The following is a 23310-nucleotide window of genomic DNA, read 5'->3' as shown; positions in this document are numbered from 1 at the left end:
CGCCGTGCGAGTGTCGATGCAGGTCAGGAACAACCCGGTGGCGACGTCGCACCGGATCCGGCGAGGTGCGCTCCTGGCCGCCGTCCTCGCCACCGGTGCGCTCCTCGCGCCCGGGACGGCGGTGGCGTCGCCGGGCGTCGCGCCGGCCGGCGGGTCGGCGGCGTACCCCGCCCGGAACCACGCACCGGCGGCCCCGGCCGACCTCCGGACGACCGACCCGGACGCGCGCTGCGCGGCGGACGGGTCGCCCGTGGCGGTCCGCGGCCTCACGCCCGCCCTGCGCGCGACGCTGACCGACCCGGACGGCGACCAGGTGACGGCGACGTTCACGCTGCGCGACGGTGCGAGCGGCAAGCGCCTGTGGGGTCCGGTGACCGGCGGCGCGCAGGCGTCCGGTGCGGACCACGCGGTGAGCGTGCCGGAAGGGCTGCTGCAGGACGGCCGGACGTACGAGTGGCGCGTCCAGGCGAAGGACGCGAAGGGCCGCAAGAGCTCGACGGTCCGGTGCCGCATCGCCGTCGACGCGACCGCGCCCGCCGCGCCCGAGGTGAGCGCCGTCGCCGGCGCCGCCGCCGTGTACGTCGAGGACGGGACCGCGGGCGGGATCGGCGTCGCGGGGGACTTCCGCTTCGAGGCCGCGGCGTCCGGCGGCACCGTCGCGTTCCTCTACGAGGACCTGCAGACCCGCACGCGCATCGAGCTCCCGGCCGGGGAGACGGGCGTGACCTACCGGTACGTCCCGACGCAGGCCGGCCCGCAGTGGATCCGCCTGACCGCGGTCGACGCCGCGGGCAACGTGAGCGCCGAGCGGTTCTACCGCTTCACGGTCGACAGCCCGTCGCGCGACGCGCGGTGGCTGCTCGACGAGCGCTCCGGTGCCGTCGCCGTCGACGTCACCGGGACCCGGCCGTTCACGCTCTCGGCCACCACCACCTGGACAGGCGGGGTGCTCGCCGACCTCGCGAACCGCCCGACGGACGGCGCGCTCCTGTTCGACGAGCCCGGTGACTCCGCCACCACGGCTCAGGCGGCCGTCGACCCGTCCACGAGCTGGTCCGTCCTCGCGTTCGTGCGTCTGGACGCGACGGGGACGGCTCGCACCGCGGTCAGCCAGGACAGCGCGCGGGGTGCGGCGTTCGAGCTGGGTACGAGCACCGACGGCTGCCCCGAGGGCACGTCGGAGTGCTGGGCGTTCACGGTCCCCGGTGCCGACGCGGACGCCGCTCCGGCGGTGGCCGTCTCGACCGTCCCGGTGACCGCCGGGTCCTGGGTCATGCTCGCCGGCCTGCGTGACGCCGGGGCCGGCACCGTCCAGCTCAACGTGTGCGACCTGGGCTCCGCGTCCGCGCCGGGCGAGGGCGACACGGTCCGGGGCACCGCCGTCCCGGCGCCGGCGTCCGCGTCCGCATCCGGGCCGTTCCGGCTCGGTGGGGCGCTCGTGGACGGTGCGCCGGTGCGGACGTGGGCGGGCGCGGTGAGCGCGCTGCGCACCTACGACGGCGTGCTCGGCACCCCGCAGCAGTTCATGGCCTGCATGAGCGGGTCCTGACCCGTGGGGGGGGCGTCCTCCTCCTGGAGGACGCCCCCCACGGTCGGCCTGCCGGACGGCGCGAGCGTGCGTCCGAACGGTCCGGCGGTCCAGATCTCGCACGGGCAGACCGCCCGTCCAGGTCGGAGGTCCCAGGCCGGACGGCCGTCCAGTTCCTAGCGTTGCGGGTGCCGCTCACCACCGGCACTCCGCACACACCTGGGGCCACCGATGACCACCACCGTGATTCCCGCGACCACCCGTCGCACCCCGCGCCGGCGCACCGTCGGCCGCCGTGCCGCCGCGGTCGCCGCCCTGTCCGCCCTCACGCTCACCGGCGGTGCGTCGCCCGCGTCGGCGCACGAGCGCTGGTTCGCCGAGCCGGCCGACGGCGGCGACTGGGGCTTCTTCTTCTCCGCGCTGCCGCTGGCCCTGACCGCCGTGACGATCGCGGTCACCCTCGTGTGGCGGCTCGTCGCGGGCCGGCTCCCGCGGCCCGAGCTCGGGTTCCTGCGCCCGCTGAGCCGGCTCACGCCGTACGTCCCGCGCCTGCTCGCGATCCACCTCGGCGTCTCGCTGCTCGCGTTCTCGGTGACCGGCGCGTTCCTCACGCCGTCGCTCCCGCTCGAGGACGTCCCCGGCGGGTCGTTCGCCGGGGTCGTGCAGGCCGCGGTGGGGATCTGGCTCGTGACCGGGGTCCGGCTCCGGTACGCCGCGCTGGGCGTCGTGCTCCTCGGCCCCCCGGCGCTCCTGGCCGCCGGTCCGGTCGCGCTGCTCGAGACCGCCGGCCTGCTCGGCATCGCCGGCTTCCTCGCGGTCCTCCCGCCGTCGGACGGCACGCTCGGCCGCGTCGACCCGAGCCCTGAGCGGCTGCGCGGCGCGCTCCTGCTCCTGCGGATCGGGGTCGCCGTCGCGCTCGTCTCGCTCGCGTTCAGCGAGAAGTTCACGAACCCCGAGCTCGCACGCAACACCCTGCACGAGTACCCACAGCTCGACGTCTTCGCGCTCGTCGGGCTGTCGGTGAGCCCCGACGTCTTCATCGCGGTCGCCGGCGGGGTCGAGCTGCTGTTCGGGCTGCTCGTGCTCTCGGGTGCGATGCCGCAGGTCGCGGTGCTCGTCGCGATGGTGCCGTTCAACGCGACGCTCCTCCTGTTCGGCACGACCGAGGTCGTCGGCCACCTGCCCGTCTACGGTGTCTTCCTGGCACTGCTCGTCTACGGGTCGGACCCGCGGACGGCGGCCGCGGTGCCCTGGCTGCCGAGCCGGACCGACCTCGGGACGGTGCGTGCGCGGCTCCGTCGCCCGGCCGCGTCGCGCGAGGCCCTGGCCTGACGGGACGACCGACGTCCGGCGGAGCAGGCGCCGCACCCGGCACGGCGGCCCGTCGGGGTCTCGTGGCCAGGCATGGGCGGGACCCGCAGGGGCGAGGGGTGTGCGAGCAGACACGGACGAGGGGGACGACGTGGGTGTCAGCTTCGAGAACGCCGGGCACGACCGGCTCGCGGTGCTCGACGAGGTCCCGTCCCGCGAGGACCTGAGCCGGATCCGTGACGAGGGCGTCGTGCGTCTTCAGCTCCTCGCGGGCACGGTGCGTGGGCGTGGGGCGAGCCTCGACTGGCTCGCGGAGCTCCGGCCGCGCGACCTGACCATCTGGTCGCCGGGTCGCCGGGTCGCCGGGTCGCCGGATCCCGGCGATCCCCGTCGAGGCGCTGCGGGACGTCGAGGCGCTCACGGTGCTCGGCAACCTCGCGGCGCCGATCCCGGCCTCGGCTCTGCCGCGGGTCGAGGGGGCGTCCATCGACGAGGGGCACGTCGCAGGGCCGCTGTCCGAGCTGCGGGAGCTCCGGTCGCTCGTGCTCGGCAAGATGACCGTGCCGTCCCTTGCGCCGCTCTCCGGCTGCGCGCGGCTGACGCACGTGCGGCTCGAGATGGCACGGGGTCTGCGGGTCACCGACTTCGACCTGCGCACGGACGAGCCGCCGTCCGCGCTGGTCGAGCTCGAGGTCGACGGTGCGGGGGTGGCGTCCCTGGAGGGCCTCGAGGAGATGGCGCACCTCGAGTACCTCATCATCAACAACCCGAGGGGCAACCAGATCCTCGACAACGTCGTGGACCTGCGCCCGCTGGCGGGGTGCCGCCGGCTCCGGCGCGTCGCGCTCTACATGAACGGCGACCTCGTGCACGCCGACGTGCTGACCGGCCTGCCGGCGCTCGAAGGGGTCAACCTCCTGCGGGGCCGGTTCAGCCCCGACCTCCCGCCGGCACCGTGGCTCGACGTGAGCGGACGGAGCCCGGGCCCGGCTTCGCGTCCGGCGCCCGCGTAGGGGAGACTTGCCCGGTCGGTTTTCCACGGTCCACGGTCCGAAGGGGTTCATCAGATGTCGAACGACGGTGCGGGCGTTCCCGATCACGAGGCGACGCCGCAGCGGGCGAAGGGGATCGTGCTGTTCGTCCTGACGTTCGCGATCTTCCTCGCGGGCTTCTGGATCATGGCGGTCGGCTTCGACCAGCAGTCCGGGCTCATCTTCGGCGGCGGCATCCTGGCCTCGACGCTCGGGGTCATCCTCCCGTCGATCCTCGAGCCCTGAGCGGTCCCGGGACCGGACCGCGCATGACGACAGCGACGCTGCGGCCCCGGTCGCGCGGGCGGGCCTGAGGCGACGTGCCCGAGGGCCACACCGTCCACCGCATCGCGCGCCAGCTCGGGCGCGACCTCGTCGGGCACCGGCTGCGGGTCACGTCGCCGCAGGGACGGTTCGCCGCCGGCGCGGAGCGGCTCGACGGCCGCATGCTCGTCGCGTCGCGCGCGGTGGGCAAGCAGCTCTTCCTCGAGTTCGAGGGCGAGCTCGTGCTGCGCGTCCACCTCGGGCTCTACGGCGCGTGGGACCTGCACGGGCGGGTCACGCCGCTCGACGACGGGCTCGCCCCGCTCGCGAGCCTCGGTGCGCCGCGCGTGCGTCGTGCGGTGCGGGTCGGCGAGGGCGAGAGCGAGCTCGCGGAGCCGGCGGGGGTCGACGAGACGTTCCCGCCCGCGCCCGTCGGGCAGGTGCGCGTCCGGCTGCTGAGCGAGGAGACCGCGGCGGACCTGCGCGGGCCGACGGCGTGCGAGGTGCTCGACCCCGGTGCTGCGGCGGCGGCCGCCGCCCGGCTCGGGCCCGACCCCGCCGCGTTCGACGACCCGGTGGCGCTCGCGGCCGCGGGCGAGCAGGTGGTCGACGCCGTGACGTCGCGCTCGACGGCGGTCGGGGCGCTGCTCATGGACCAGTCCGTCGTCGCGGGCATCGGCAACGTGTACCGCGCGGAGCTGCTGTTCCGGGCGCGCCTCGAGCCGCACACGCCGGGGCGCCGGGTCCCGCGCGAGGTCGTGCGCGGCATCTGGGAGGACTGGACCGTGCTGCTCGCGGACGGGATCCGCACGGGCGTGATGCTCACGCGCGAGGACCTCGACGACGCCGGTCGGGCGTGTGCGCTCGTCGACCGCGACGCGCGGCACTGGGTTTACCGCCGGGCGGGGCTGCCGTGCCACGTGTGCGGCACCGCGGTGCAGGTCGAGGACATGGCGACCCGCAAGCTCTACTGGTGCCCGGTCTGCCAGGTCTGACCCTGCCGGCGGACCCGAGGAGGCGCCCGTCCCGTCAGCGCACCCCGCGCTGCAGCGCACGCAGCTCGCGGAACCCGATGGCCGCGGCCACGAGGCCCGGCACGAGCGCCCAGGTGCGTCCCCGGGCGGCCGCGGCGACGCACACGAGCGTCACGACCGCGCAGCCCACGACGGTCGCGACGCTCGCCCAGCGCACGGATCTCACCGACCCGACGGTACTCGGCGCGCCGTGAAAGGCTGCTCCGCATGGACCTGAGGATCTTCACCGAGCCCCAGCAGGGGGCCACGTACGACGACCTGCTCGCGGTGGCGCGCGCGACCGAGCAGCTCGGTTACGACGCCTTCTTCCGCTCCGACCACTTCCTGCGCATGGGGGACGGCGACGGCCTCCCCGGGCCGACCGAGGCGTGGACGACGCTGGCCGGCCTCGCCCGGGAGACGTCGCGCATCCGGCTCGGGACGCTCGTCTCGTCGGCGACGTTCCGGCACCCGGGCGTGCTCGCCGTCCAGGTCGCGCAGGTCGACCAGATGTCGGGCGGGCGCGTCGAGCTCGGGCTCGGCGCGGGGTGGTTCGCGCAGGAGCACGCCGCGTACGGGATCCCGTTCCCCGAGAAGCGCTTCGGGATCCTCGAGGAGCAGCTCGACGTCGTGACAGGGCTGTGGGGCACGCCGGTCGGCGAGCGGTTCTCCTACGAGGGTGCGCACTACACGCTCACGAGCTCGCCCGCGCTGCCCAAGCCCGTGCAGACGTCGCCGCTCGACCCGACCCGGGCGGGCGTCCCGGTCATCGTCGGCGGCAACGGCCCGCGGCGGACCCCGGCGCTGGCCGCGCGCCACGCCGCCGAGTTCAACGTGGTGTTCCCGGAGCTCCACGAGGTCGGGGAGAAGCTCGACCGGGTGCGGGCCGCGTGCCGCGCGATCGACCGGGACCCGGCGTCGATGATCTTCTCGGCGGTGTTCCTGCTGTGCGGCGGCAAGGACGACGCCGAGGTCGAGCGGCGCGCCGCAGCGGTCGGGTGGGACCCGGCCGAGGCCCGCGCGCGCGGGATCGCCGGGACGCCGACGGCCATGGTGGACCGGCTCGGGGTGCTCGCGGAGCTGGGGATCTCGCGGGTCTACCTCCAGGTGCTCGACCTGCAGGACCTCGACCACCTCGCGCTCGTCGCGAGCGACGTCGTCCCGCAGCTCGGCTGAGCCGCCGGGCGGCCGGCGTCGTGGAGGGCCCGTGTGCGCCGCACGCGGGCCCTCGGCGCGTCCCGGGCCGGCCGGGTCCGAGCGCGCAGTGCCCGGAGCGTGCCGTGCCGGGGTACGCGCGAGCCGTCCCGGAATGACCATTTCTTTCCCGTGACTGCCTTTGTGCGGGCAGCGGGACCGGATAGTCCGCCCCGCAGCCCGTTCGTATTCTCCGGCCCATGCGTCCGTCATTTCCCTCGACGGTCCCGGGCTCGTGGGGCGAGCCCGCTCCCGCGGTCGGCCGCCCGGCCGACACCGGCAGGTCATGGCACGGTCACGGCGAGGTCACCCCGAGGACAGGTGGCGCCGCGCGCGCACGGTGGGCGCGCGGTGTGGACATCCGTCCAGGTCAGCGCGCTGCCCTCGTCCTCGGACCGGCCTCGTGCCGACGCGAGGAGGCGTGGCCCTGGGGCGTCGCCTGACCCGCCGGAGAGCCCTGGACACCCGTCCAGTCCCGCCACGTCCGGGTGATCCGTCTCGGCATGCGAGATGAGAACGGGCTAATTCCGACATCCTGGGCGCACGCCGGAACCCCCGATGACCTGCGCAAGAAGCGGAGGAGAGCGCTTTCCCAGATGCTTCCTGTGAGGCAGGGCACGTGAGCACGCCCTGGGCAGGGCGACTCGTCCGCCTGTAACTTCGAAGCACCACGGGGGAATGTTCCGGATCTGTCCGGCTCGCCGGAATCGGATCTGACGACACCCAACGCATCCCCGCCGTGGGCGATCTGACGCCAGCGAAGCCGTCGCACCAGGCGACGAGGAAAGCAAGTCCTCGAAGCCCACACGTGAAACGCGACCGCGGGGGCTCTCTATGGCAACCACAACGTTCAACCGGCTCATGACCGAGCCACGCAGGACCGACAACCCGAGCACCGCTCCGGCACGCAACCCGGAGAACGAGGCGGCCCAGTCGCCGTCCCTGATGCTCCTCGTGCTGCTCGCCAGCGCGGGCATCCTCGTCTACGCCGTGTTCCTCCTGGACCCGGCCAACCGGGGCGACTGGCTGCCCTACTCGATGGTCATCGTCGCCGAGGTGGTCCTGATCACCCAGGCGCTGCTGTCGATGTGGACGATCCTGTCCAGCGGGCACAACCCGCGAGGGTTCGCCTTCCACCACGCGCAGGACACCCTGTACGACATGGCGGAGATCATCCGCCGCCGGGCCGAGAGCGCGCCCGAGCAGTGGCGCATGTACATCAAGGACCGCCCGGTCACCGTCGACGTGTTCATCACGACGTACGGCGAGGACATCGAGACCATCCGGCGCACGGTCACGGCCGCGGTCGCGATGAAGGGTGAGCACCTCACCTGGGTCCTCGACGACGGGCGCTCCGACGAGGTCCGCGACCTGGCCGCCGAGCTCGGGGCGCGCTACGTGCGCCGCCTCACGAGCAACGGCGCCAAGGCCGGCAACGTCAACTACGCGCTGTCGATCACGAGCGGCGAGTTCTTCGTCATCTTCGACGCCGACTTCGTGCCGCTGCCGGACTTCCTCTACGAGACCGTGCCGTTCTTCGCGGACGACGACGTGGCCTTCGTACAGACGCCGCAGACCTACGGGAACCTGCACAACCTCATCTCGCGCGGCGCCGGCTACATGCAGGCCGTGTTCTACCGGTTCATCCAGCCGGGCCGTAACCGGTTCAACGCCGCGTTCTGCGTCGGCACCAACGTCATCTTCCGCCGCACGGCCATCATGGACGTCGGCGGCATGTACTCGGACTCGAAGTCCGAGGACGTCTGGACCTCGCTCATGCTGCACGAGCGCGGCTGGCGCACGATCTTCATCCCCATGACGCTCGCCGTCGGGGACACCCCGGAGACCGTCGAGGCGTACACCAAGCAGCAGCTGCGGTGGGCCACGGGCGGCTTCGAGATCATGCTCACGCACAACCCGCTGTCCCGGAAGCGCAAGCTGACGATGGACCAGCGCCTGCAGTACTTCGTCACCGCGACGCACTACCTGACGGGCATCTGCCCGCTCCTGCTGCTCCTGGTGCCGCCGCTGCAGATCTTCTTCAACCTCACACCGATGAACCTGGACCTGACGCTCGGGAACTGGCTGCTGTTCTACGCCGGCTTCTACGGGATGCAGATCGTCGTGGCGTTCTACACGCTCGGCTCGTTCCGGTTCGAGGTGCTGATGCTCGCCGCCGTGTCCTTCCCGATCTATGTCCGTGCCCTCGTGAACGCCGTCTTCAAGCGTGAGCAGAAGTGGCACGTGACCGGTCAGAAGGGCGCCGTGAGCTCGCCGTTCACGTTCATGATGCCGCAGGTGTGGTTCTTCGCCTTCCTGCTCATCACGACGGTCGTCGCGGTCTGGAAGGACCTCGGGAACGGCTACTTCTCGCTCGCCCTCGCCTGGAACGCGACCAACACCGTGATCCTGGGCGCATTCGTCCTGACGGCCGCCCAGGAGGCGCGCCGCAACAAGAGAGCCGCTGCCGCCGCGAAGAAGCAGAAGCCCGAGACTGCGTCCGCGCAGCTCGAGGCGCCGCGTGAGGCCGTGCTCGTCGGAGCTACCACCGGAGGTGCCGCATGACCTGGGCCAATCGATTCCGCCTGACCCTGGGGCTCGTCGCCGTTCTGGCGCTGGGTGCCTGGCTGACCTTCTACCTCAACGACTCGAAGGCGATCGCCACGAGCTCGAGCGCGCAGATCGAGTCGAAGACCTACGCCGTCGGCTCGCAGTACGCGGGCCTGGTCGTCGACCAGCTCGTCGAGCAGGGTGACGCCGTCACCGAGGGCACCCCGCTCTTCGTGATCGACAGCGCCACGCTCCGCCACGACGTGTCGATCGGCTTCGCCCCCGGCCCCACGCCCGGCCAGACGATCAACGAGGCCGGCCAGGTCGTCGTCCTCGCGACCGGACCGGGCACGGTCGCCAGGATCGAGGCCACGCGCGGCACGTTCGTCCCCGCCGCCGCGGTCCTCGCCCAGGTCGAGAAGGAGGGCTCGCTCTACGTCAAGGCCGAGTACACCCTGACGGCCAAGGAGTACGCCCGCATCGACGAGGAGGCCCAGGTCACCATCGTCCTGCCGAACGAGCAGACCGTCGCCGGCCGCGTCGCCGGCATCGAGGTGCAGACCGTCGCGAGCAAGGCGCAGGCCATCGTGACCGTCGAGAGCGACAAGCTCGTCCCGGGCAAGGCCAACGGCCTCATGGCCGCGGGCACCCCCGTGAACGCGGAGCTCCAGCTCCAGAACGACGGCGTCGTGACCGACGTGCAGGCTTCCGTGAACGAGGTCTTCGACGGCGTCTCGACGTCCGTCAAGGGCCTCTTCGGGAGCGGTGAGTGACGGCCCGTCGAGGGACCGTCATCGGCATCGTCGCCGCAGTCGTCGCCGTCGTGGTCGCCGCGGTCGTCCTCCTCGGAGGCCGCGGGACGGGCGGCAGCACCAACCAGGCGGGGGTCGCGCGAGCGGCCAGCGTCGAGGGTCCGGAGGACGCAGACCTCCCCGAGGTCGACACCCAGGCGCTCGTCGAGGGCCTGGAGCAGAAGGCGGTCGCCAAGATCGCCCCCGTCCGCCTCGCCGAGGGCCTCGTGCCCCCCACGAACCGCTGGTTCAGCGGCCTCGTCTTCGGTGACGAGCCGCAGCCGGTGTTCCCGCTGCCGGCGTCGTTCGGCCTGACCGACTCCGGGTTCGGCGTCGGGATGCCGAAGCCGGTCACGAGCGAGAAGGCCATCGTCGCGCCGCACGTCCCGGGCGTGACGGTCGACGCTGGCGCGCAGGACGTCCGCATCAGCGCGTACGACACCGCGACCGTCTCGATGGAGCTGCTCGACGGCGAGGGCGCGGTGCTCGGCACCGTGGTCATCGCCGAGGGCTCGCCGTTCGCGTCGTTCACGGCCGGTGACTCGGGGGCGTCGCTCACGCTCGACGCGGCGTTCACGCCCGCCGCGGGTGCGACGGCCGCCGAGGGCACGAGCGTCGCCACCGCGACGACCGACGGCTCGGACTACGGCCTCGTGACGCCCGAGGGCGCGCTCGAGGGCAGCAGCGTGACGCTGGAGGCCGGCGCCTCGGCGACGGTCTACCCGCTGCCGCAGGACGCGTCGGACGAGGCGCTCACGGCGCTCGCCGCGGCGGCGGCCGACCCGGTCGTCGGGTCGGAGCTGTCCTACGGCGTCAACGAGCAGGTCGCCCGCACGACGATCGGCTACGTCACCGCGTCGGGCAGCCCGTCCGCGTACGTGACGATGCCGCACCACCGCTTGGGCGAGCAGCCCGAGCGGGCGGACTGCGCGATCGGCGAGTACGCGAGCGTGTACGGCACGCTCGAGCTCTGCGCCGGCTCGACGCTCACCACGTGGGCGCCGACGGTCGAGCCGCAGGGCGAGCTCGACCTGGCCGACGTCCCCGAGGACAAGCTCACGGTCATCCGCGAGCAGGTCGCGAAGGACGTCGAGTCCACGGTCCCGTTCCCGTCCGACACGTACTTCGGCGGCAAGGCGCTCAACCGCGCCGCGACGCTCGTCGTGCTGGGCGAGCAGGTCGGGGCCGAGGACGTCGTGGCCCCGCTCCGCGAGAAGGTCACCGAGACGCTCCTGGAGTGGGCGGACCCGGCGCGCTGCGCGACCGAGGACGCACGCTGCTTCGTGTACGACGACGCGGCCAAGGGTGTCGTCGGGCTCACGCCGTCCTTCGGGTCGGACGAGTTCAACGACCACCACTTCCACTACGGCTACTTCCTCGCGGCGGCGGGCCTGCTCGCGGCCGACGACGAGGGCCTCAGGGACCAGCTCGCGCCGGTCATGGACGTGCTCGCGCAGGACATCGCCGCGGTCACCGCGTCGGAGTGGTTCCCCGAGCTGCGCAACTTCGACGTGTACGCGGGCCACGCGTGGGCGTCGGGCACGTCGCCGTTCGCGGACGGCAACAACCAGGAGTCGAGCTCCGAGGCGATCAACGCCTGGAACGGGCTGGGCCTGTGGGCCGCGACGTCGGGCCAGGACGAGCTCGGGGTGCAGGCCACGTGGCTGACCTCGGCCGAGGCCGCCTCGACCAAGGCGTACTGGACCGACCCGGACCTCGAGCACCCGGTCTTCGAGGGCTTCGAGCACGAGGTCGTCTCGCTCAACTGGGGCGGCAAGCGTGACTACGCCACCTGGTTCAGCCCGGACCCGGGCGCGATGCTCGGCATCCTGCTCCTGCCGATGAGCCCGGTCTCGGGCTACCTCGCGGGCGACCCGGAGGGCATCCGGGCACGTGTCGCGGAGGGCACGCCGGACGGCTGGGAGGCCAAGTTCTCGGACTACATCCTCGCGTACTCGGCGCTGGCCGGGCCCGAGGACGCCGCGACGGCGTGGGACGAGTCCCTGAAGCTCTCGGACGAGTGGATCGACGACGGCAACTCGCGGGCCTACCTGCTCGCGTGGATCGCCGCGGTGGAGTCCGGCGGGGTCCCCTCGCTCCCCGCCTCCTGAGGTCGGCCCTCCTGGTGGACGACGGCACGCGCCGTCACCACCAGGAGGGTGACCAGCAGGGCGTTGCGCAGCACGAGCGCGACCGTGACCACCGGGTCGCCGCCCAGCAGGGAGTCGTACCCGGTCGGGAACACGACCTGCGTCAGGGCCGCGACCACGAGCACGAGCACCGCGGTCACCTGCCAGCCCCGCAGCCGCAGGGCGAGGGCGACCACCACGGGCGGCGCGAGCCACCCGACGAACTGCGGCGACCCGACCTTGTTGAACACGATGAGGGTCGTCGCCACGAGCAGCGCGCCGCGCACCACGAACGCCTCCACGGCGACCGAGGTGCCGGCGCGTCGTCGTGCCCACCACAGCAGAGCCGTCACGGCCGCGAGCGCGACGACCAGCGCGAGCCCGAGCGAGTCGGCCGCGAGCTGCGCGCCCGGGCCGTGCACCTCGTACGTCACGAGCTCCTCGTTGAGCCTCCGTTCGACGCTCGGGGTCACGAGCGCCGCGACCATCCACGGCGTCGCGCCGACGGACTCGACCTGCAGCCCGCGCGCGCCCTGCTCGGTCAGGAAGCTGCCGAGGTGCGGCAGCCCGCCCCCGAGCGCGACGGCGCCGACCACGACCGCGCACACCACCGCGGGCGGCAGCACGACGTCGCGCCACGGGCGCCGCGCGACCAGCACGAGCGCGAGCAGCAGCGCACCGGGCGCGACCTTGACCCACGCGCCGAACGTGAGCAGCGCCGAGGCGACCGCGGGCCGGCGCGCGGCGAGCACGAGCGCGACGACGACGAGCGGCGCGACGACCGCGTCGAGGCGGCCCATCGCGACCGGCCCCAGGGCGGCCAGGAACGCGAGCCACCACCACGCGCCGGCGGTCGAGGCGCCCCGGCGCGGGCGGGGCAGGAGCATCAGCGCGAGCCCGTTCAGGACCGTGACCAGCGCGGCCCACGCAAGCATGTACGTCCGGGTGTCCACCGCGTCGACCAGGCCCGGCACGACGAGCGGCACGAGCGCCCCCGCGGGGTAGACCCAGTCGCCGTCGAGCACCGGCCACGTGCCCGTCTCGAGGCCCTGCCACATCCAGAACCGGTAGAGCTCGAGGTCGTAGAAGGCCTCGAGCGGGAGCCGGACCGCGCCGAGCCACGCGAGCCAGGCGTGCACGGCGACGAACGCGACGACGAGGGCGACGACCTGCGCGGCGCGCGAGCGCAGGTGCGTGGGCGTGCGCACGGGGACCTCCGGGCGGTGCTGGGGCGGGTCCGGGCGTCGTGCTGCGCCGGGCGAGCACACCCTAGCGCCGCGCGGAGGACGGTCCCGCACGGCCGGGCGCTGCCGTCGCTAGTCTTCGCTGAGCCCCGCCGCGACCGGTGCCGCCGGTGCGCGGGCGCCCGCGACAGCAGAAGGAGCACCACGTGAGCACGAGCACGACCGGTCGGCGGTTCGCCGGATGGCAGCTGCACGGCGACGGCCGGACCGTCCGCCCGGGCGCCGTCGTCGAGCCGCACGAGCGCCTGAGCTGGCCGCGGACCGTCGGCATCGGCATGCAGCACGTCGTGGCGATGTTCGGGGCGACGTTCCTCGTCCCGCTCATCACCGGGTTCTCGCCCGCGACGACGCTGTTCTTCTCGGCGGTCGGGACGGTCGGCTTCCTGCTGATCACCGGCAACCGGCTCCCGAGCTACCTCGGGTCGAGCTTCGCGTTCCTGGCGCCCATCGGTGCGGCGACCGCGTCGGGCGGGCAGTCCGTCGCGCTCGGCGGCGTGCTCGTCACCGGGGCGCTGCTCGCGGTCGTCGGCCTCGTGGTGCACCTCGCCGGTGCACGCTGGATCGACGTCGTGATGCCGCCCGTCGTGACCGGCACGATCGTCGCGCTCATCGGCCTCAACCTCGCGCCCGCGGCGTGGGGCAACGTGCAGAAGGCGCCGGTCACCGCGATCGTCACGCTGTTCGCGATCATCCTCGTCACGGTGCTGTTCCGCGGGCTGCTCGGGCGGCTCGCGATCCTCGTCGGCGTGGTGGTCGGGTACGTCGCCGCGGTGCTGCAGGGCCAGGTCGACTTCACGACCGTCGAGGACGCCGCGTGGGTGGGCCTGCCGACGTTCACGACGCCGACGTTCGACCCCGCGGTGCTCGGGCTGTTCGTGCCCGTGGTGTTCGTGCTGATCGCCGAGAACGTCGGGCACGTGAAGTCGGTCGCCGCGATGACGGGCACCGACCTCGACCACCTCACGGGGCGTGCGCTGCTCGCGGACGGACTCGCGACGACCCTCGCGGGCGCCGGCGGCGGCTCGGGCACCACGACGTACGCCGAGAACATCGGGGTCATGGCCGCGACCAAGGTGTACTCGACGGCGGCCTACTGGGTCGCGGCCGGCGCGGCGCTCGTGCTGAGCCTGTCGCCGAAGTTCGGGGCGCTCGTCGCGACGATCCCCGCGGGGGTCCTCGGCGGCGCCACGACCATGCTCTACGGGATGATCGGCATCCTCGGCGCGCGCATCTGGGTGCAGAACCGCGTCGACTTCTCCGACCCGGTGAACCTCACGACCGCCGCGGTCGCGCTCGTGGTCGGCATCGCGAACTACTCGTGGACGCCCGGCGACCTCGCGTTCGAGGGCATCGCGCTCGGCACCGCGGCGGCCATCGGGATCTACCACCTCATGCGCACGCTCTCGCGGTGGCGCGGGACGCACGACGAGCCCGCGAGCCCCGCGTCCGTCCCGGGCGGCGACGAGCTGCGGCACTGACGAGCCCGTCGAGGGGTGCCCGTGCGGGTGCCCCTCGACGCGGCGCCGCGCGGCTCAGCCGGCGGCGGCCTCGCCCTCGGCCGCCGCGGGAGCGGGGCCGACGACGGGCACGGGCGTCATCTGCTCGAGCGGCACGCAGCCGGTCGGCGCCGGGATCGGCGCGGCCGCGTCGACGAGCACCTCGTCCGCGGGGACGAGCCCCTCGAAGCCCTCGCCGAGCGCCAGGTCGACGGTCGCGTCCGCACGGGCGTCGAGCTGGAGCTCGACCTCGTCGATGTGGTCCCACAGCGCGTACGCGGACGCCACGCCCGCCGCGCCGTACGAGATCCGCCCGACGCCCTTGAGCGGCGCCGCGTTCCCGGTGGCGCCGGCCACGAAGCCGCGCGTCGTGAGGTCCCCGAGCGTCGAGCCCGCGAGGTTCGGGCGGCCCGAGCCGTTGTAGACGTTGACCGTGACCGCGCCGGGCGCCGCGGGCATCGCACCGGCGGGCGGGCAGGGCGCGACGACGGCCAGGCCCGCGGTCGGGGTCGGCGTCGAGAAGTCGCGCGCGAGGAACGGGACGTCGACCGTGTCGGTGTAGACGGCCGCCGCGCCGAGGCCCGCGAGCGCGAGCGACGCGAGCAGCACGCCGAACACGACGGCCTGGCGCTCGTGCACCTGGCGCCGGCGCAGCTGGCGGGCGCGGTCCGGGTCGACGCTCACGACTCCATCACCAGGACCCGCGCGTGCAGGATCGGGCGCTGCTGGAGGGCGGCCCGCACGGCACGGTGCAGGCCGTCCTCGAGGTACATCACGCCCTTCCACTGCACGACGTGCGCGAAGAGGTCGCCGTAGAACGTCGAGTCCTCCGACAGGAGGTTGTCGAGGTTCAGGGTGCGCTTGGTCGTCACGAGCTCGTCGAGGCGCACCTGACGGGGTGGGACCGTGCCCCACTCGCGGGGCGTGACGAGCCCGTGGTCCGGGTAGGGCCTGCCCTCGCCCACAGCCTTGAAGATCACGGGCGCGAGTCTAGGTGCACAGGCGGGCGCCCGGAGGGCGGGCGCGCGCAGTGGACACGCGGACGACCCCGGACGGCCTACCGGCGGCGCGCGCACGGGCCGCCGGTCGCCGCCGCCTGCGCCGAGCGGGTGAACTTCGGGTGCGCGTCGTCCGTTCTGCCCCGATCCGGGGCGCCGTGTTTGTCGCACCGCTCCCGGCACGGTTATCAATGGGGTGGGGGCGACGACTGGCGCGCCCGGCGAAGGGGGCTCGCCGATGGGATCTGCCGTGCCGACGCGACCCGGCCGGCGCCGCATGCACTGGGCGGCGGCGATCGCCGTGCCCGTGGGCGTCGCGCTCTCGATCGCGTCCGCCGCGCTCGACGAGCACCGCCTGCGCGACCACGAGCGGGTCGAGGTGGCGAGCGAGCTCGCGATCGCCTCGAACGCGCTGCCGACGCGCCTGGACGTGCAGCGCGGGATCGCGCTCGCCGCGACGCTCGTCGGCCCGCCGGACGCCCCCGCGGACCCGGACGTGTGGCAGCGGCGCGTCCAGGCGCTCGACGTGCAGGACCGCTCCGTCGCGACGCGCGCCGTGCTGTGGGTCGGGCCCGGGACGGCGGACGACCGCGCGACCGGTGCGGTGCCGCTCGACATCGACCCGCTGGACCTGCTCGACGCAGAGGCGCCCGGCGCGGGTGCGCAGGCCGGCGCGTCCGGCGCGGGGGCCGTGGTGCGGCAGTTCGCGTCCTACGGGAGCTCGGTGCTGCTCGACGGCGTGGGCGTCGACGAGGTCGGGCGGGCGCTCGCGGCGGCGCGGGACAGCGGCGAGGCGCGGCTCAGCGCACCGTTCTGGTCGTCGGCCACGGGGAGGGGCGCCGCGGAGTCGGCGGTCGCGGTGCCGGTCTACGGCGACGGCGAGGAGCCGCCCGGCACGGTCGACGCGCGCCGGGCGCGGCTCACGGGGTGGACCGTCGTGACGTTCCGGATCGACTCGTTCCTCGGCGAGTGCATGCGCCACCTGCACCCGGGCGTCGCCGTCGACGTGGTCGACGAGGAGCTGGACCTCGAGCTCGCCACGTTCTCCACCAGCGGCCCCGTCGCGGAACCGGGTGCGCAGCCCGCCGACGCGACCGCCGTCGACGTCGACCTGCTCGACCGGACCTGGACGCTCACGGGCTCCTCGACGCGCGTCGCCCCCTGGGTGTCGCTGCCGGTGCTCGCCGCGGGGCTCGTCATCACCGCGCTCGCGGCGCTCGTGCTCGTCGTGCAGGCCGACGCCGAGCGGCGTGCGGTCGCGACCGCCGAGGCGCGCACGCGGGACCTGCACCGGCGCACGCGCGAGCTCGAGACGATCACGTCGAGCACGCCCGACGCGCTCGCCCGCGTGAGCTCCGACGGGCGGCTGCTGTTCGCGAACCAGGCGCTGCTCGACGTCGTGCCGCTGCCCGCGGACTGGCCCGGGCGGCCCGTCGCCGAGCTCGGCACGCACCACACGCTGCTCGCCGCGGTCGCGGACCTCGCGGCGCAGGTCACGGGCGGCGGGGCGGAGCCGGCCGCCGGTGCGGCGGGGGCGGCGGGAGCGGGGCGCCGGGCGGGGGGCCGAGGCGGCGGCCGGGTCGCGGACCGCGTCGGTCGACGTCGGGCCGCTGTTCTACGAGCTGCGCGCGGTGCCCGAGCGCCCGCTCGACGACGGCGTCGAGTCGGTGCTCGTCGCGGCGCGCGAGATGACCCGGCGCCGTGACGCCGAGCGCCGGCTCGGGCACGCCGCGATGCACGACCCCCTGACCGGGCTCGCGAACCGGGTCCTCGTGCGCGAGCGTGCCGAGTGGATGCTGGGCACGCGCGGGCGCGGCGTCGCGGTCCTGCTGCTCGACCTCGACCGGTTCAAGCTCGTCAACGACTCCTACGGGCACGGCCTCGGCGACGAGCTGCTCGTGCTCGCGGCGCAGCGCGCGGAGCGGCTGAGCCCGCGCGGCGGGACCGTCGGGCGGCTCGGCGGCGACGAGTTCGTCATCGTCGTCCCGGACACGAGCCGCGCCCGCACCGAGGAGCTCGCCCGCGCGGTGGTCGAGGCGTTCGACGAGCCGTTCGTGCTGCACGACGAGGAGTTCACGGTCGGCTGCAGCCTCGGCGTCGTGCACAGCGGCGACCGCGCGCAGAACTGGGACGAGCTGCTGCGGCTCGCGGACGTCGCGATGTACCGGGCGAAGGCGGCGGGCGGGGCGTGCTTCCGGTGGTTCGAGGAGGGGCTCGGCGACACCGCGCGGCAGCGGCTCCAGCTCGCGGCGGACCTGCGGCGGGCCGCCGGCAGCGACGAGCTCGGTGTCGCGTACCAGCCCGAGGTCGACCTGCGCACCGGGCAGGCGATCGCGGTCGAGGCGCTCATGCGGTGGTCGACGCCGACGCGCGGGAACGTGCCGCCGTGCGAGTTCATCCCGGTCGCCGAGGAGACCGGGCTCATCGTCGGGCTCGGCCGGTGGATCATGCACGACGCGGTCGTCGCGGTCGCCGAGCACAACCGGCGGACCTCGAGCGACGTGCGGATGTGGGTCAACGTCTCGGCGCGCCAGCTCACCGGGCCGGACGTCGCGGCCGGGATCGTCGAGCTGCTCCGCGAGCTCGACGTGCCGACGCGCTGGCTCGGGATCGAGGTCACCGAGAGCGTGCTGGCCGACGACGAGCGGGTGCTGCCGACGCTCGTCGCGCTGCGGGACGCCGGGATCGGGGTCGCCGTCGACGACTTCGGCACCGGGTACTCGTCGTTCGCGCGCCTGCGGGACTACCCCGTGACGCTGCTCAAGATCGACCGGGCGTTCGTCCAGGGGCTCGCGGACCCGTCGCCCGAGGCCGCGGAGCGCGCGGCGCACATCGTCCGCGCGGTCGTCGCGGTGGGCCGGGCGCTCGGCGCGGACGTCGTCGCGGAGGGAGTGGAGGACGTCGAGCTGCTGCGCCACGTGCGGACGCTCGGGTGCGACCTCGCGCAGGGGTACGTGTTCGGCCGGCCCGGGACGCTCGCCGGGGCGATGTCCGCCGACGGGCACGCGGGGCAGGCGTCCGGGCACGAGGCCCCCGCGGGCGTCCGGTGATCAGCCGCCGCTCGGTGCTCGCCGCGGGCGTCGCGTCGGCGGGGGCGGCGCTGCTCGGCGGGTGCGCGCGCGGCGACGACCTGCTGGCCGCGGGGCGCCGGGCGGGCTTCCTGCGGCTCGGCATCGCCAACGAGCAGCCGTTCGGCTTCATGACGGACGAGGCGCGGCCGACCGGCCAGTCCGTCGAGGTCGCGCGCGCGGTGCTCGCGGGCCTCGGCGTCGACGAGGTCGAGGGTGTCGTGACGGACTTCACCGGGCTGATCCCGGGACTCCTCGGCGGGGCGTTCGACGTGATCGCCGCGGGCATCGTCGTCACGCGCGACCGCTGCGCGCAGGTCCGGTTCTCCGACCCGGTGAACTGCCTGCAGCAGGGCTTCGCGGTGCGGGCCGAGGACGACCGCGAGCTCGGCTCCTACGAGGCCGTCGTCGCGGCGGGGGACCTGCGGGTCGGCGTGCTCGCCGGCTCGGTCGAGGAGGGCGACCTGGCGGCGCTCGGCCTGGCACCGGTGCGGGTCCTCGCGCTGCCCGACCTCGAGAGCCTGCGCGTGGCGCTCCTCGGCGGCGTGGTCGACGTCGTCGCGCTGAGCTCGGTCGCGGTGCGCTGGATGGCGCGCGACCCGGGCAGCCGGATGCGCGTCGCGGGGGTGTTCGCGGTCCCGGGAGGAGCCGAGCGCTTCTCCGCGTTCGCGTTCCGGCCCACCGACGCCGCGCTCGCCGTCCCGTTCGGCCGTGACCTGCGCCGGCTCCTGCGCGACGGCACGGTCGCGGAGCTGTCGGAGCCGTTCGGCTTCACCGCGGACGAGATCGAGCCGGCGATCGGGCGCTCGGTGCGCGAGGTGTGCGGCGCCTGACGCCCCGCGCGATCGGGCGCCGGCGGCAGCCACCGCCGCCCCCGCCGGTCCGGCGTCACCGGCCGGGCATAGGCTCGATCGATGGCCCGGACCTCGCTCACGTCGCTCGAGCTGCTCGTCGCGATCGACACCAGCGGGAGCATCAGCGCCGCCGCTCGCTCGCTCGGGCACTCCCAGCCGACCGTCTCCGCCGGGGTGCGGCGGCTCGAGCGCACGCTCGGGCTGCGGCTCGTCGACCGCTCGCCGCGCGGCTCCGTGCTCACGGAGGACGGCACCGCGGCGGCCGCGTGGGCGCGCGACGTGCTCACCGCGTCGGACGCGTTCGAGGCGAGCGTCTCGGCGCTGCGGGGCCAGGGCGGCACCGCGCACCTCGTCGTCGCCGCCTCGCTCACGATCGCCGAGCACCTGGTGCCCGGCTGGCTCGGGGCGTGGCGCCGGCGCCGCAGCAGCGACGCCACCGAGCGCACGCCCGCGGCCGTCGAGCTCATCGTGCGGAACTCCGCTGGCGTCATGCGGGCGGTGCTCGACGGCGAGGCCGAGGTCGGCTTCGTCGAGGGCACCGAGGTGCTGCGCGGGCTGCGGATGCGCACGGTCGCGCGCGACGAGCTCGTCGTCGTGGTCGACCCGGAGCACCCGTGGGCCCGGCGCCGGCGGCCGGTCACCGCGCGCGACCTCGCGACCGGCTCGCTCGTGCTGCGGGAGAAGGGCTCGGGGTCGCGCGACACCCTCGAGCGCGCGATCGAGGCGGCGGGCGAGGCGCTGCCGGCGGACCTGCCGCAGCTCGGGTCGACCGCGGCGGTCAAGGCGGCGCTGCACGAGGGCGACGCGGTCGGCGTGGTGTCCGACCTCGCCGTCGCCGCGGAGCTCGCGCACGGCACGCTCGTGCGGGTGCCGACCGACGGCCTCGACCTCGGCCGGCGCCTGCGCCTCGTGACCCGGACGCACGGCGACCTCAGCCCGGCCGCGCGCGAGCTCGTCGCGATGGTGGGTCAGGCCAGCAGGTAGAGGCCCGCGAGGCTGACCGTCGTCGTCACCGCGGTCGACACCGCACCGAGCGCGAACGCCCGCCCGCCCGTGCGGACCAGCGTGGGCACGTGCACGTCGGCGCCGAGCCCGAGCATCGCCGCCGTCAGCAGCGCCGTGCCCGCGACCCGGGCGCCGTCGAGCGCGGCGTCGGGGAGCACGCCGACGCCGCGGACGGCCACCGCCACGAGGAAGCCGAGCACGAACAGCGGGACGAGCGGCGGGCGTCGCAGCCCCGGCGCCGCGGGGTCGGCCGGGTCCCGCGGGTCCGCTGCCGTGCGCGTGCGGGTGCGCTCGCGTCGCCGCTCGAGACCCGCGACGACGGCCACGAGCGGGCCGAGGAGCGCGACCCGCGCGAGCTTGACGACGACCGCCACCGCGAGCGCCGCCCCCGAGACCGCCGAGGCGGCCGCGACGACCTGCGCGACCTCGTGCACCGACGCCCCGATCCACACCCCGACCTGCCGGTCGTCGAGGCCGAGCGGCGCCTGGAGGAGCGGCATCGCGACGAGCGCGAGCGACCCGAAGACCGTGACCATCGCGACGGCGGTCGCGACGGCGTCGTCGGGCCGGTCCGGGCCGGCGGGCGCGTGGTCTGTTGTGCCGGTGCCGGTGCCGGTGCGCGTGCCCGTGCGGGTGGCGGTGCTCGTGCCGGTGCCGGTGCCCCGGCCGGGGCGCGGGCGGTCCGGGGGCACGGCTGCGCTCATCGCCGCGACCGCCGCGGCGCCGCAGATCGAGAAGCCCGTCGCGACGAGGAGCGTCGTGCGGCGGTCGACACCGAGGCGGGCGCCGGCCCAGCGCGTCGCGGTGAACGTCGCGGCGACCGTGACGACGACGAGCACGACCTCGCCGGGCCGCAGCGCGAGCACCGCGGGCACCGAGAGCTGGAGCCCGAGCAGCACGACGCCGGCCCGCAGCAGGTGACGCGCGGCCCACGCGACCCCGGGCCGGGCGACGGCGGGCATCACCCCGGCGTTGCGGGCGAGGGCCCCGACGACGATCGCGAGCAGGAGCGGCGAGACCGCGGGCACGGCTCTGGCCGCGAGGAGGCACGCCGCGGTGAGGCCCGCGACGGCGAGCAGGCCGGGGGCCAGGGTGCGCAGGCGTGCGGGGGCGCGGAGGAGGGCGCGGCTCGTGCGGGGGACGGTCGCCCGAACGCTCGCAGGGACGCTGCCCGGTGCCGGTGCCGGTGCCGGTGCAGCTGCGGCTGCGGCTGCGGGTTGTGGCACCCGCACCGCGGCCGCCGTCGGTGCTGCGGCCGGTGTCCCGGTGGGTCCCGGAGCCGGGCGCGGGCCGAGGTGCGGGGGTGCGAGCGTCACGTGACCACGGTGCCCGTGCGGAGCGGCAGCGGGTAGGCCAGGCTGCGCATGGCCTCATAGTGTCGAACTATGGGCGCGACCTAGCGTCGGGCTATGGCGCTCCTCCACCCGTATCGCGTCTGGCGTCCGGCATCGGGTGTGGGGCGTCCGGCGTTCGCTGCCGCTCTGCCGTGCGGATGCGGACGCCCGCGCGCGGTGCCAGCGTGGACGCATGAGCGAGAACATCCCCGAGAGCTTCGACCCCCAGCAGCCCGACCTGCCGACGCTCGCCGTCGACCCGGACCCGCTGCCCGACTCGCACGAGGGCGAGCCGCCGATGACCGAGGAGGACGAGCCGACCGCCGCCACCTGACCGCCCGCAGCGACCCGACCGCCCGCCGGGTCGGCGCACGCGACGCGCCCGACCGCCGACCGCGGCGCGCGCCGCCGCCGACCAGCGACCGCGGCCCGCCGTCGTCGGCCGGCCGGTCAGGCGCCGGTCACGCGGGCAGGACGCCCCGGATGATGCTGTCGCCCGAGTGCGCGGGGTCGCCGTCGAACGGCTCCTCCGACACGTCGACGACCGGGAACTCCGCGAGGTCCAGCCCCGCGGGGATCGAGAACCGGCCGTCGGACCCCTCGAGCACGCCGAGGCTCACGAGCTTGGTGACGTCGCGGTCGATGAGCCAGACCTCGCGGTAGCCGCCGTCGTCCACCTCGCCCTCGAGCGTGACGACGAGGGTCCGGGTGCCGTCGGAGGCCTGCTCGACGAACGCGTCCCCGCTCGCGGACCAGCCGGGCAACGCGTCGAGCGCGACCTCGGCGACGACCGCCGCACGCTCGTCGGCCCGGAGGCGGTCCATCCATACGGCACCACCGACGGCGCCGACCACGAGGCCCGCCGCGGCCGCTGCCGCGACCCACGCCGTCCGCCGGCGCCGCAGCGCGACGACCGGCGCGAGACCGTCGCCCGCGGAGGCGCCGTCCGCCGGGGACGGGTCTTCTCCGGCGGTCCCGGCACCCGAGGTCGGGTCGCCCGCAGCCGGGGACCCCGCCGTCGAGGAGACCGTCACCGAGGAGCCAGGCGCCGCAGCCCCGGCGCCGCCGCCCGTGCCGGTGGCGGGCCCGGTCGCGGGGCCGGAACCCCCGGGCACGAGCGCGGGGTCGAGCCCGAGCTCGTCGCGGATCCGGCCCCACACGGCCGGGGGCGGTGCGACGAGCGTGTCGCCGGGCGCCGACGAGCGGCCGACGGCGACGACCTCGGACAGCGCGGCGACCTCGTCGGAGCACTGCGGGCAGGTGGCGAGGTGCTCGCGCTCGTGCTCGTCGAGCGGCTCGCCCAGCGACGCCAGCGCGAGGACCTCCGGGTCAACGTGCTCCACCTTCCACCACCTCCAACCTGTCGCGCAGACGCAGCAGGCTGCGTCTGATGTGGCTCTTCACGGTCCCGAGCGGCAGCGCGAGCCGCCGGGAGATCTCGTCGTGCGTCAGGTCGTCGTAGAACGCGAGCGCGAGGATCGTGCGCTGCGGCTCGCCGAG

Annotated in this window: 22 protein-coding genes; 15 read left to right on the top strand and 7 right to left on the bottom strand. The window is 75.0% G+C overall.

Going from position 1 to position 23310, the window contains the following annotated elements; translation table 11 throughout:
- Positions 1-4: 4 nt before the first annotated feature.
- From CCE01nite_RS03225 to CCE01nite_RS03205, 5 genes are all read left to right on the top strand, one after another.
- On the top strand, positions 5-1549 hold the full coding sequence (locus CCE01nite_RS03225; protein ID WP_141371968.1) for a LamG-like jellyroll fold domain-containing protein: 1545 nt from the start codon (positions 5-7) through the stop codon (positions 1547-1549).
- A gap of 210 nt (positions 1550-1759) precedes the next feature.
- Positions 1760-2860, top strand: coding sequence for a hypothetical protein (locus tag CCE01nite_RS03220; protein ID WP_141371967.1), 1101 nt, complete (start codon positions 1760-1762; stop codon positions 2858-2860).
- A gap of 401 nt (positions 2861-3261) precedes the next feature.
- Positions 3262-3852, top strand: a complete 591-nt coding sequence (locus CCE01nite_RS03215; RefSeq protein WP_034627779.1) for a hypothetical protein — start codon at positions 3262-3264, stop codon at positions 3850-3852.
- Between the two features lie 54 nt (positions 3853-3906).
- Positions 3907-4116: a hypothetical protein gene (locus CCE01nite_RS03210; protein ID WP_034627781.1), complete on the top strand. Its 210-nt coding sequence runs from the start codon at positions 3907-3909 to the stop codon at positions 4114-4116.
- 74 nt (positions 4117-4190) lie between these two features.
- Positions 4191-5129 carry an Fpg/Nei family DNA glycosylase gene (locus CCE01nite_RS03205; RefSeq protein ID WP_034627783.1) on the top strand — a complete coding sequence of 313 codons (939 nt, stop codon included), beginning with the start codon at positions 4191-4193 and terminating at the stop codon, positions 5127-5129.
- 34 nt (positions 5130-5163) lie between these two features.
- On the opposite strand, the gene CCE01nite_RS21165 is transcribed toward CCE01nite_RS03205, so the two are convergent.
- Positions 5164-5334 (bottom strand): hypothetical protein, encoded by a 171-nt coding sequence (locus CCE01nite_RS21165; protein WP_169743999.1) that lies wholly within the window; start codon positions 5332-5334, stop codon positions 5164-5166.
- Between the two features lie 41 nt (positions 5335-5375).
- On the opposite strand from CCE01nite_RS21165, the gene CCE01nite_RS03200 reads away from it, so the two are divergent.
- From CCE01nite_RS03200 to CCE01nite_RS03185, 4 genes are all read left to right on the top strand, one after another.
- Positions 5376-6323 (top strand): LLM class F420-dependent oxidoreductase, encoded by a 948-nt coding sequence (locus tag CCE01nite_RS03200; protein ID WP_034627785.1) that lies wholly within the window; start codon positions 5376-5378, stop codon positions 6321-6323.
- Between the two features lie 852 nt (positions 6324-7175).
- The gene (locus CCE01nite_RS03195; protein ID WP_034627788.1) at positions 7176-8906 is read left to right on the top strand and encodes a glycosyltransferase family 2 protein; all 1731 of its coding nucleotides are present in this window, start codon (positions 7176-7178) and stop codon (positions 8904-8906) included.
- Entirely contained in the window at positions 8903-9664 is a 762-nt protein-coding gene (locus tag CCE01nite_RS03190) for an HlyD family secretion protein (protein ID WP_034627790.1), read from the top strand. The genes CCE01nite_RS03195 and CCE01nite_RS03190 overlap by 4 nt, the downstream gene beginning before the upstream one ends.
- On the top strand, positions 9661-11793 hold the full coding sequence (locus CCE01nite_RS03185; RefSeq protein WP_141371965.1) for a glycosyl hydrolase: 2133 nt from the start codon (positions 9661-9663) through the stop codon (positions 11791-11793). The genes CCE01nite_RS03190 and CCE01nite_RS03185 overlap by 4 nt, the downstream gene beginning before the upstream one ends.
- On the opposite strand, the gene CCE01nite_RS03180 is transcribed toward CCE01nite_RS03185, so the two are convergent.
- Positions 11730-13019 (bottom strand): glycosyltransferase 87 family protein, encoded by a 1290-nt coding sequence (locus tag CCE01nite_RS03180; RefSeq protein WP_052103862.1) that lies wholly within the window; start codon positions 13017-13019, stop codon positions 11730-11732. The genes CCE01nite_RS03185 and CCE01nite_RS03180 overlap by 64 nt on opposite strands.
- Before the next feature lie 182 nt (positions 13020-13201).
- Between CCE01nite_RS03180 and CCE01nite_RS03175 the strand changes: the two genes are divergently transcribed.
- A complete protein-coding gene (locus tag CCE01nite_RS03175) occupies positions 13202-14533 on the top strand; it encodes a uracil-xanthine permease family protein (protein ID WP_034627793.1) in 1332 nt (443 codons plus the stop codon).
- Between the two features lie 54 nt (positions 14534-14587).
- On the opposite strand, the gene CCE01nite_RS03170 is transcribed toward CCE01nite_RS03175, so the two are convergent.
- Positions 14588-15235, bottom strand: coding sequence for a LytR C-terminal domain-containing protein (locus CCE01nite_RS03170; protein WP_052103864.1), 648 nt, complete (start codon positions 15233-15235; stop codon positions 14588-14590).
- A complete protein-coding gene (locus tag CCE01nite_RS03165; RefSeq protein ID WP_034627795.1) occupies positions 15232-15531 on the bottom strand; it encodes a type II toxin-antitoxin system VapB family antitoxin in 300 nt (99 codons plus the stop codon). The genes CCE01nite_RS03170 and CCE01nite_RS03165 overlap by 4 nt, the downstream gene beginning before the upstream one ends.
- A gap of 256 nt (positions 15532-15787) precedes the next feature.
- Here CCE01nite_RS03165 and CCE01nite_RS03160 point away from each other — a divergent pair, with 256 nt between their 5' ends.
- The 4 genes from CCE01nite_RS03160 (at position 15788) to CCE01nite_RS03145 (ending at position 20455) form a co-directional block, all read left to right on the top strand.
- Positions 15788-17254 (top strand): CHASE domain-containing protein, encoded by a 1467-nt coding sequence (locus CCE01nite_RS03160; protein WP_141371964.1) that lies wholly within the window; start codon positions 15788-15790, stop codon positions 17252-17254.
- Entirely contained in the window at positions 17181-18599 is a 1419-nt protein-coding gene (locus CCE01nite_RS03155; RefSeq protein ID WP_141371963.1) for a putative bifunctional diguanylate cyclase/phosphodiesterase, read from the top strand. The genes CCE01nite_RS03160 and CCE01nite_RS03155 overlap by 74 nt, the downstream gene beginning before the upstream one ends.
- On the top strand, positions 18596-19450 hold the full coding sequence (locus CCE01nite_RS03150; protein WP_052104334.1) for a transporter substrate-binding domain-containing protein: 855 nt from the start codon (positions 18596-18598) through the stop codon (positions 19448-19450). The genes CCE01nite_RS03155 and CCE01nite_RS03150 overlap by 4 nt, the downstream gene beginning before the upstream one ends.
- 81 nt (positions 19451-19531) lie before the next feature.
- A complete protein-coding gene (locus CCE01nite_RS03145) occupies positions 19532-20455 on the top strand; it encodes a LysR family transcriptional regulator (protein ID WP_034633146.1) in 924 nt (307 codons plus the stop codon).
- Here the strand turns inward: CCE01nite_RS03145 and CCE01nite_RS03140 are convergent.
- Positions 20440-21792, bottom strand: coding sequence for a YeiH family protein (locus CCE01nite_RS03140; protein ID WP_211254589.1), 1353 nt, complete (start codon positions 21790-21792; stop codon positions 20440-20442). The two genes, CCE01nite_RS03145 and CCE01nite_RS03140, sit on opposite strands and share 16 nt — an antisense overlap.
- Positions 21793-22003: 211 nt before the next feature.
- Here CCE01nite_RS03140 and CCE01nite_RS03135 point away from each other — a divergent pair, with 211 nt between their 5' ends.
- Positions 22004-22144 carry a hypothetical protein gene (locus CCE01nite_RS03135; RefSeq protein ID WP_034633147.1) on the top strand — a complete coding sequence of 47 codons (141 nt, stop codon included), beginning with the start codon at positions 22004-22006 and terminating at the stop codon, positions 22142-22144.
- Between the two features lie 127 nt (positions 22145-22271).
- Here the strand turns inward: CCE01nite_RS03135 and CCE01nite_RS03130 are convergent, their stop codons facing one another.
- Together CCE01nite_RS03130 and CCE01nite_RS03125 are read right to left on the bottom strand one after the other, a co-directional pair.
- Positions 22272-23153, bottom strand: coding sequence for an anti-sigma factor (locus tag CCE01nite_RS03130; protein WP_034633148.1), 882 nt, complete (start codon positions 23151-23153; stop codon positions 22272-22274).
- Positions 23140-23310: sigma factor-like helix-turn-helix DNA-binding protein (locus tag CCE01nite_RS03125; protein WP_281282363.1), on the bottom strand; the 171-nt coding region annotated here is incomplete at its 5' end. The genes CCE01nite_RS03125 and CCE01nite_RS03130, both read right to left, overlap by 14 nt.

The organism is Cellulomonas cellasea (assembly GCF_006538745.1).
Taxonomy (GTDB): Bacteria; Actinomycetota; Actinomycetes; order Actinomycetales; family Cellulomonadaceae; genus Cellulomonas_A; species Cellulomonas_A cellasea.
The sequence above is the reverse complement of the archived record's forward strand: the minus strand, read 5'-3'. Positions and strand labels throughout refer to the sequence as shown.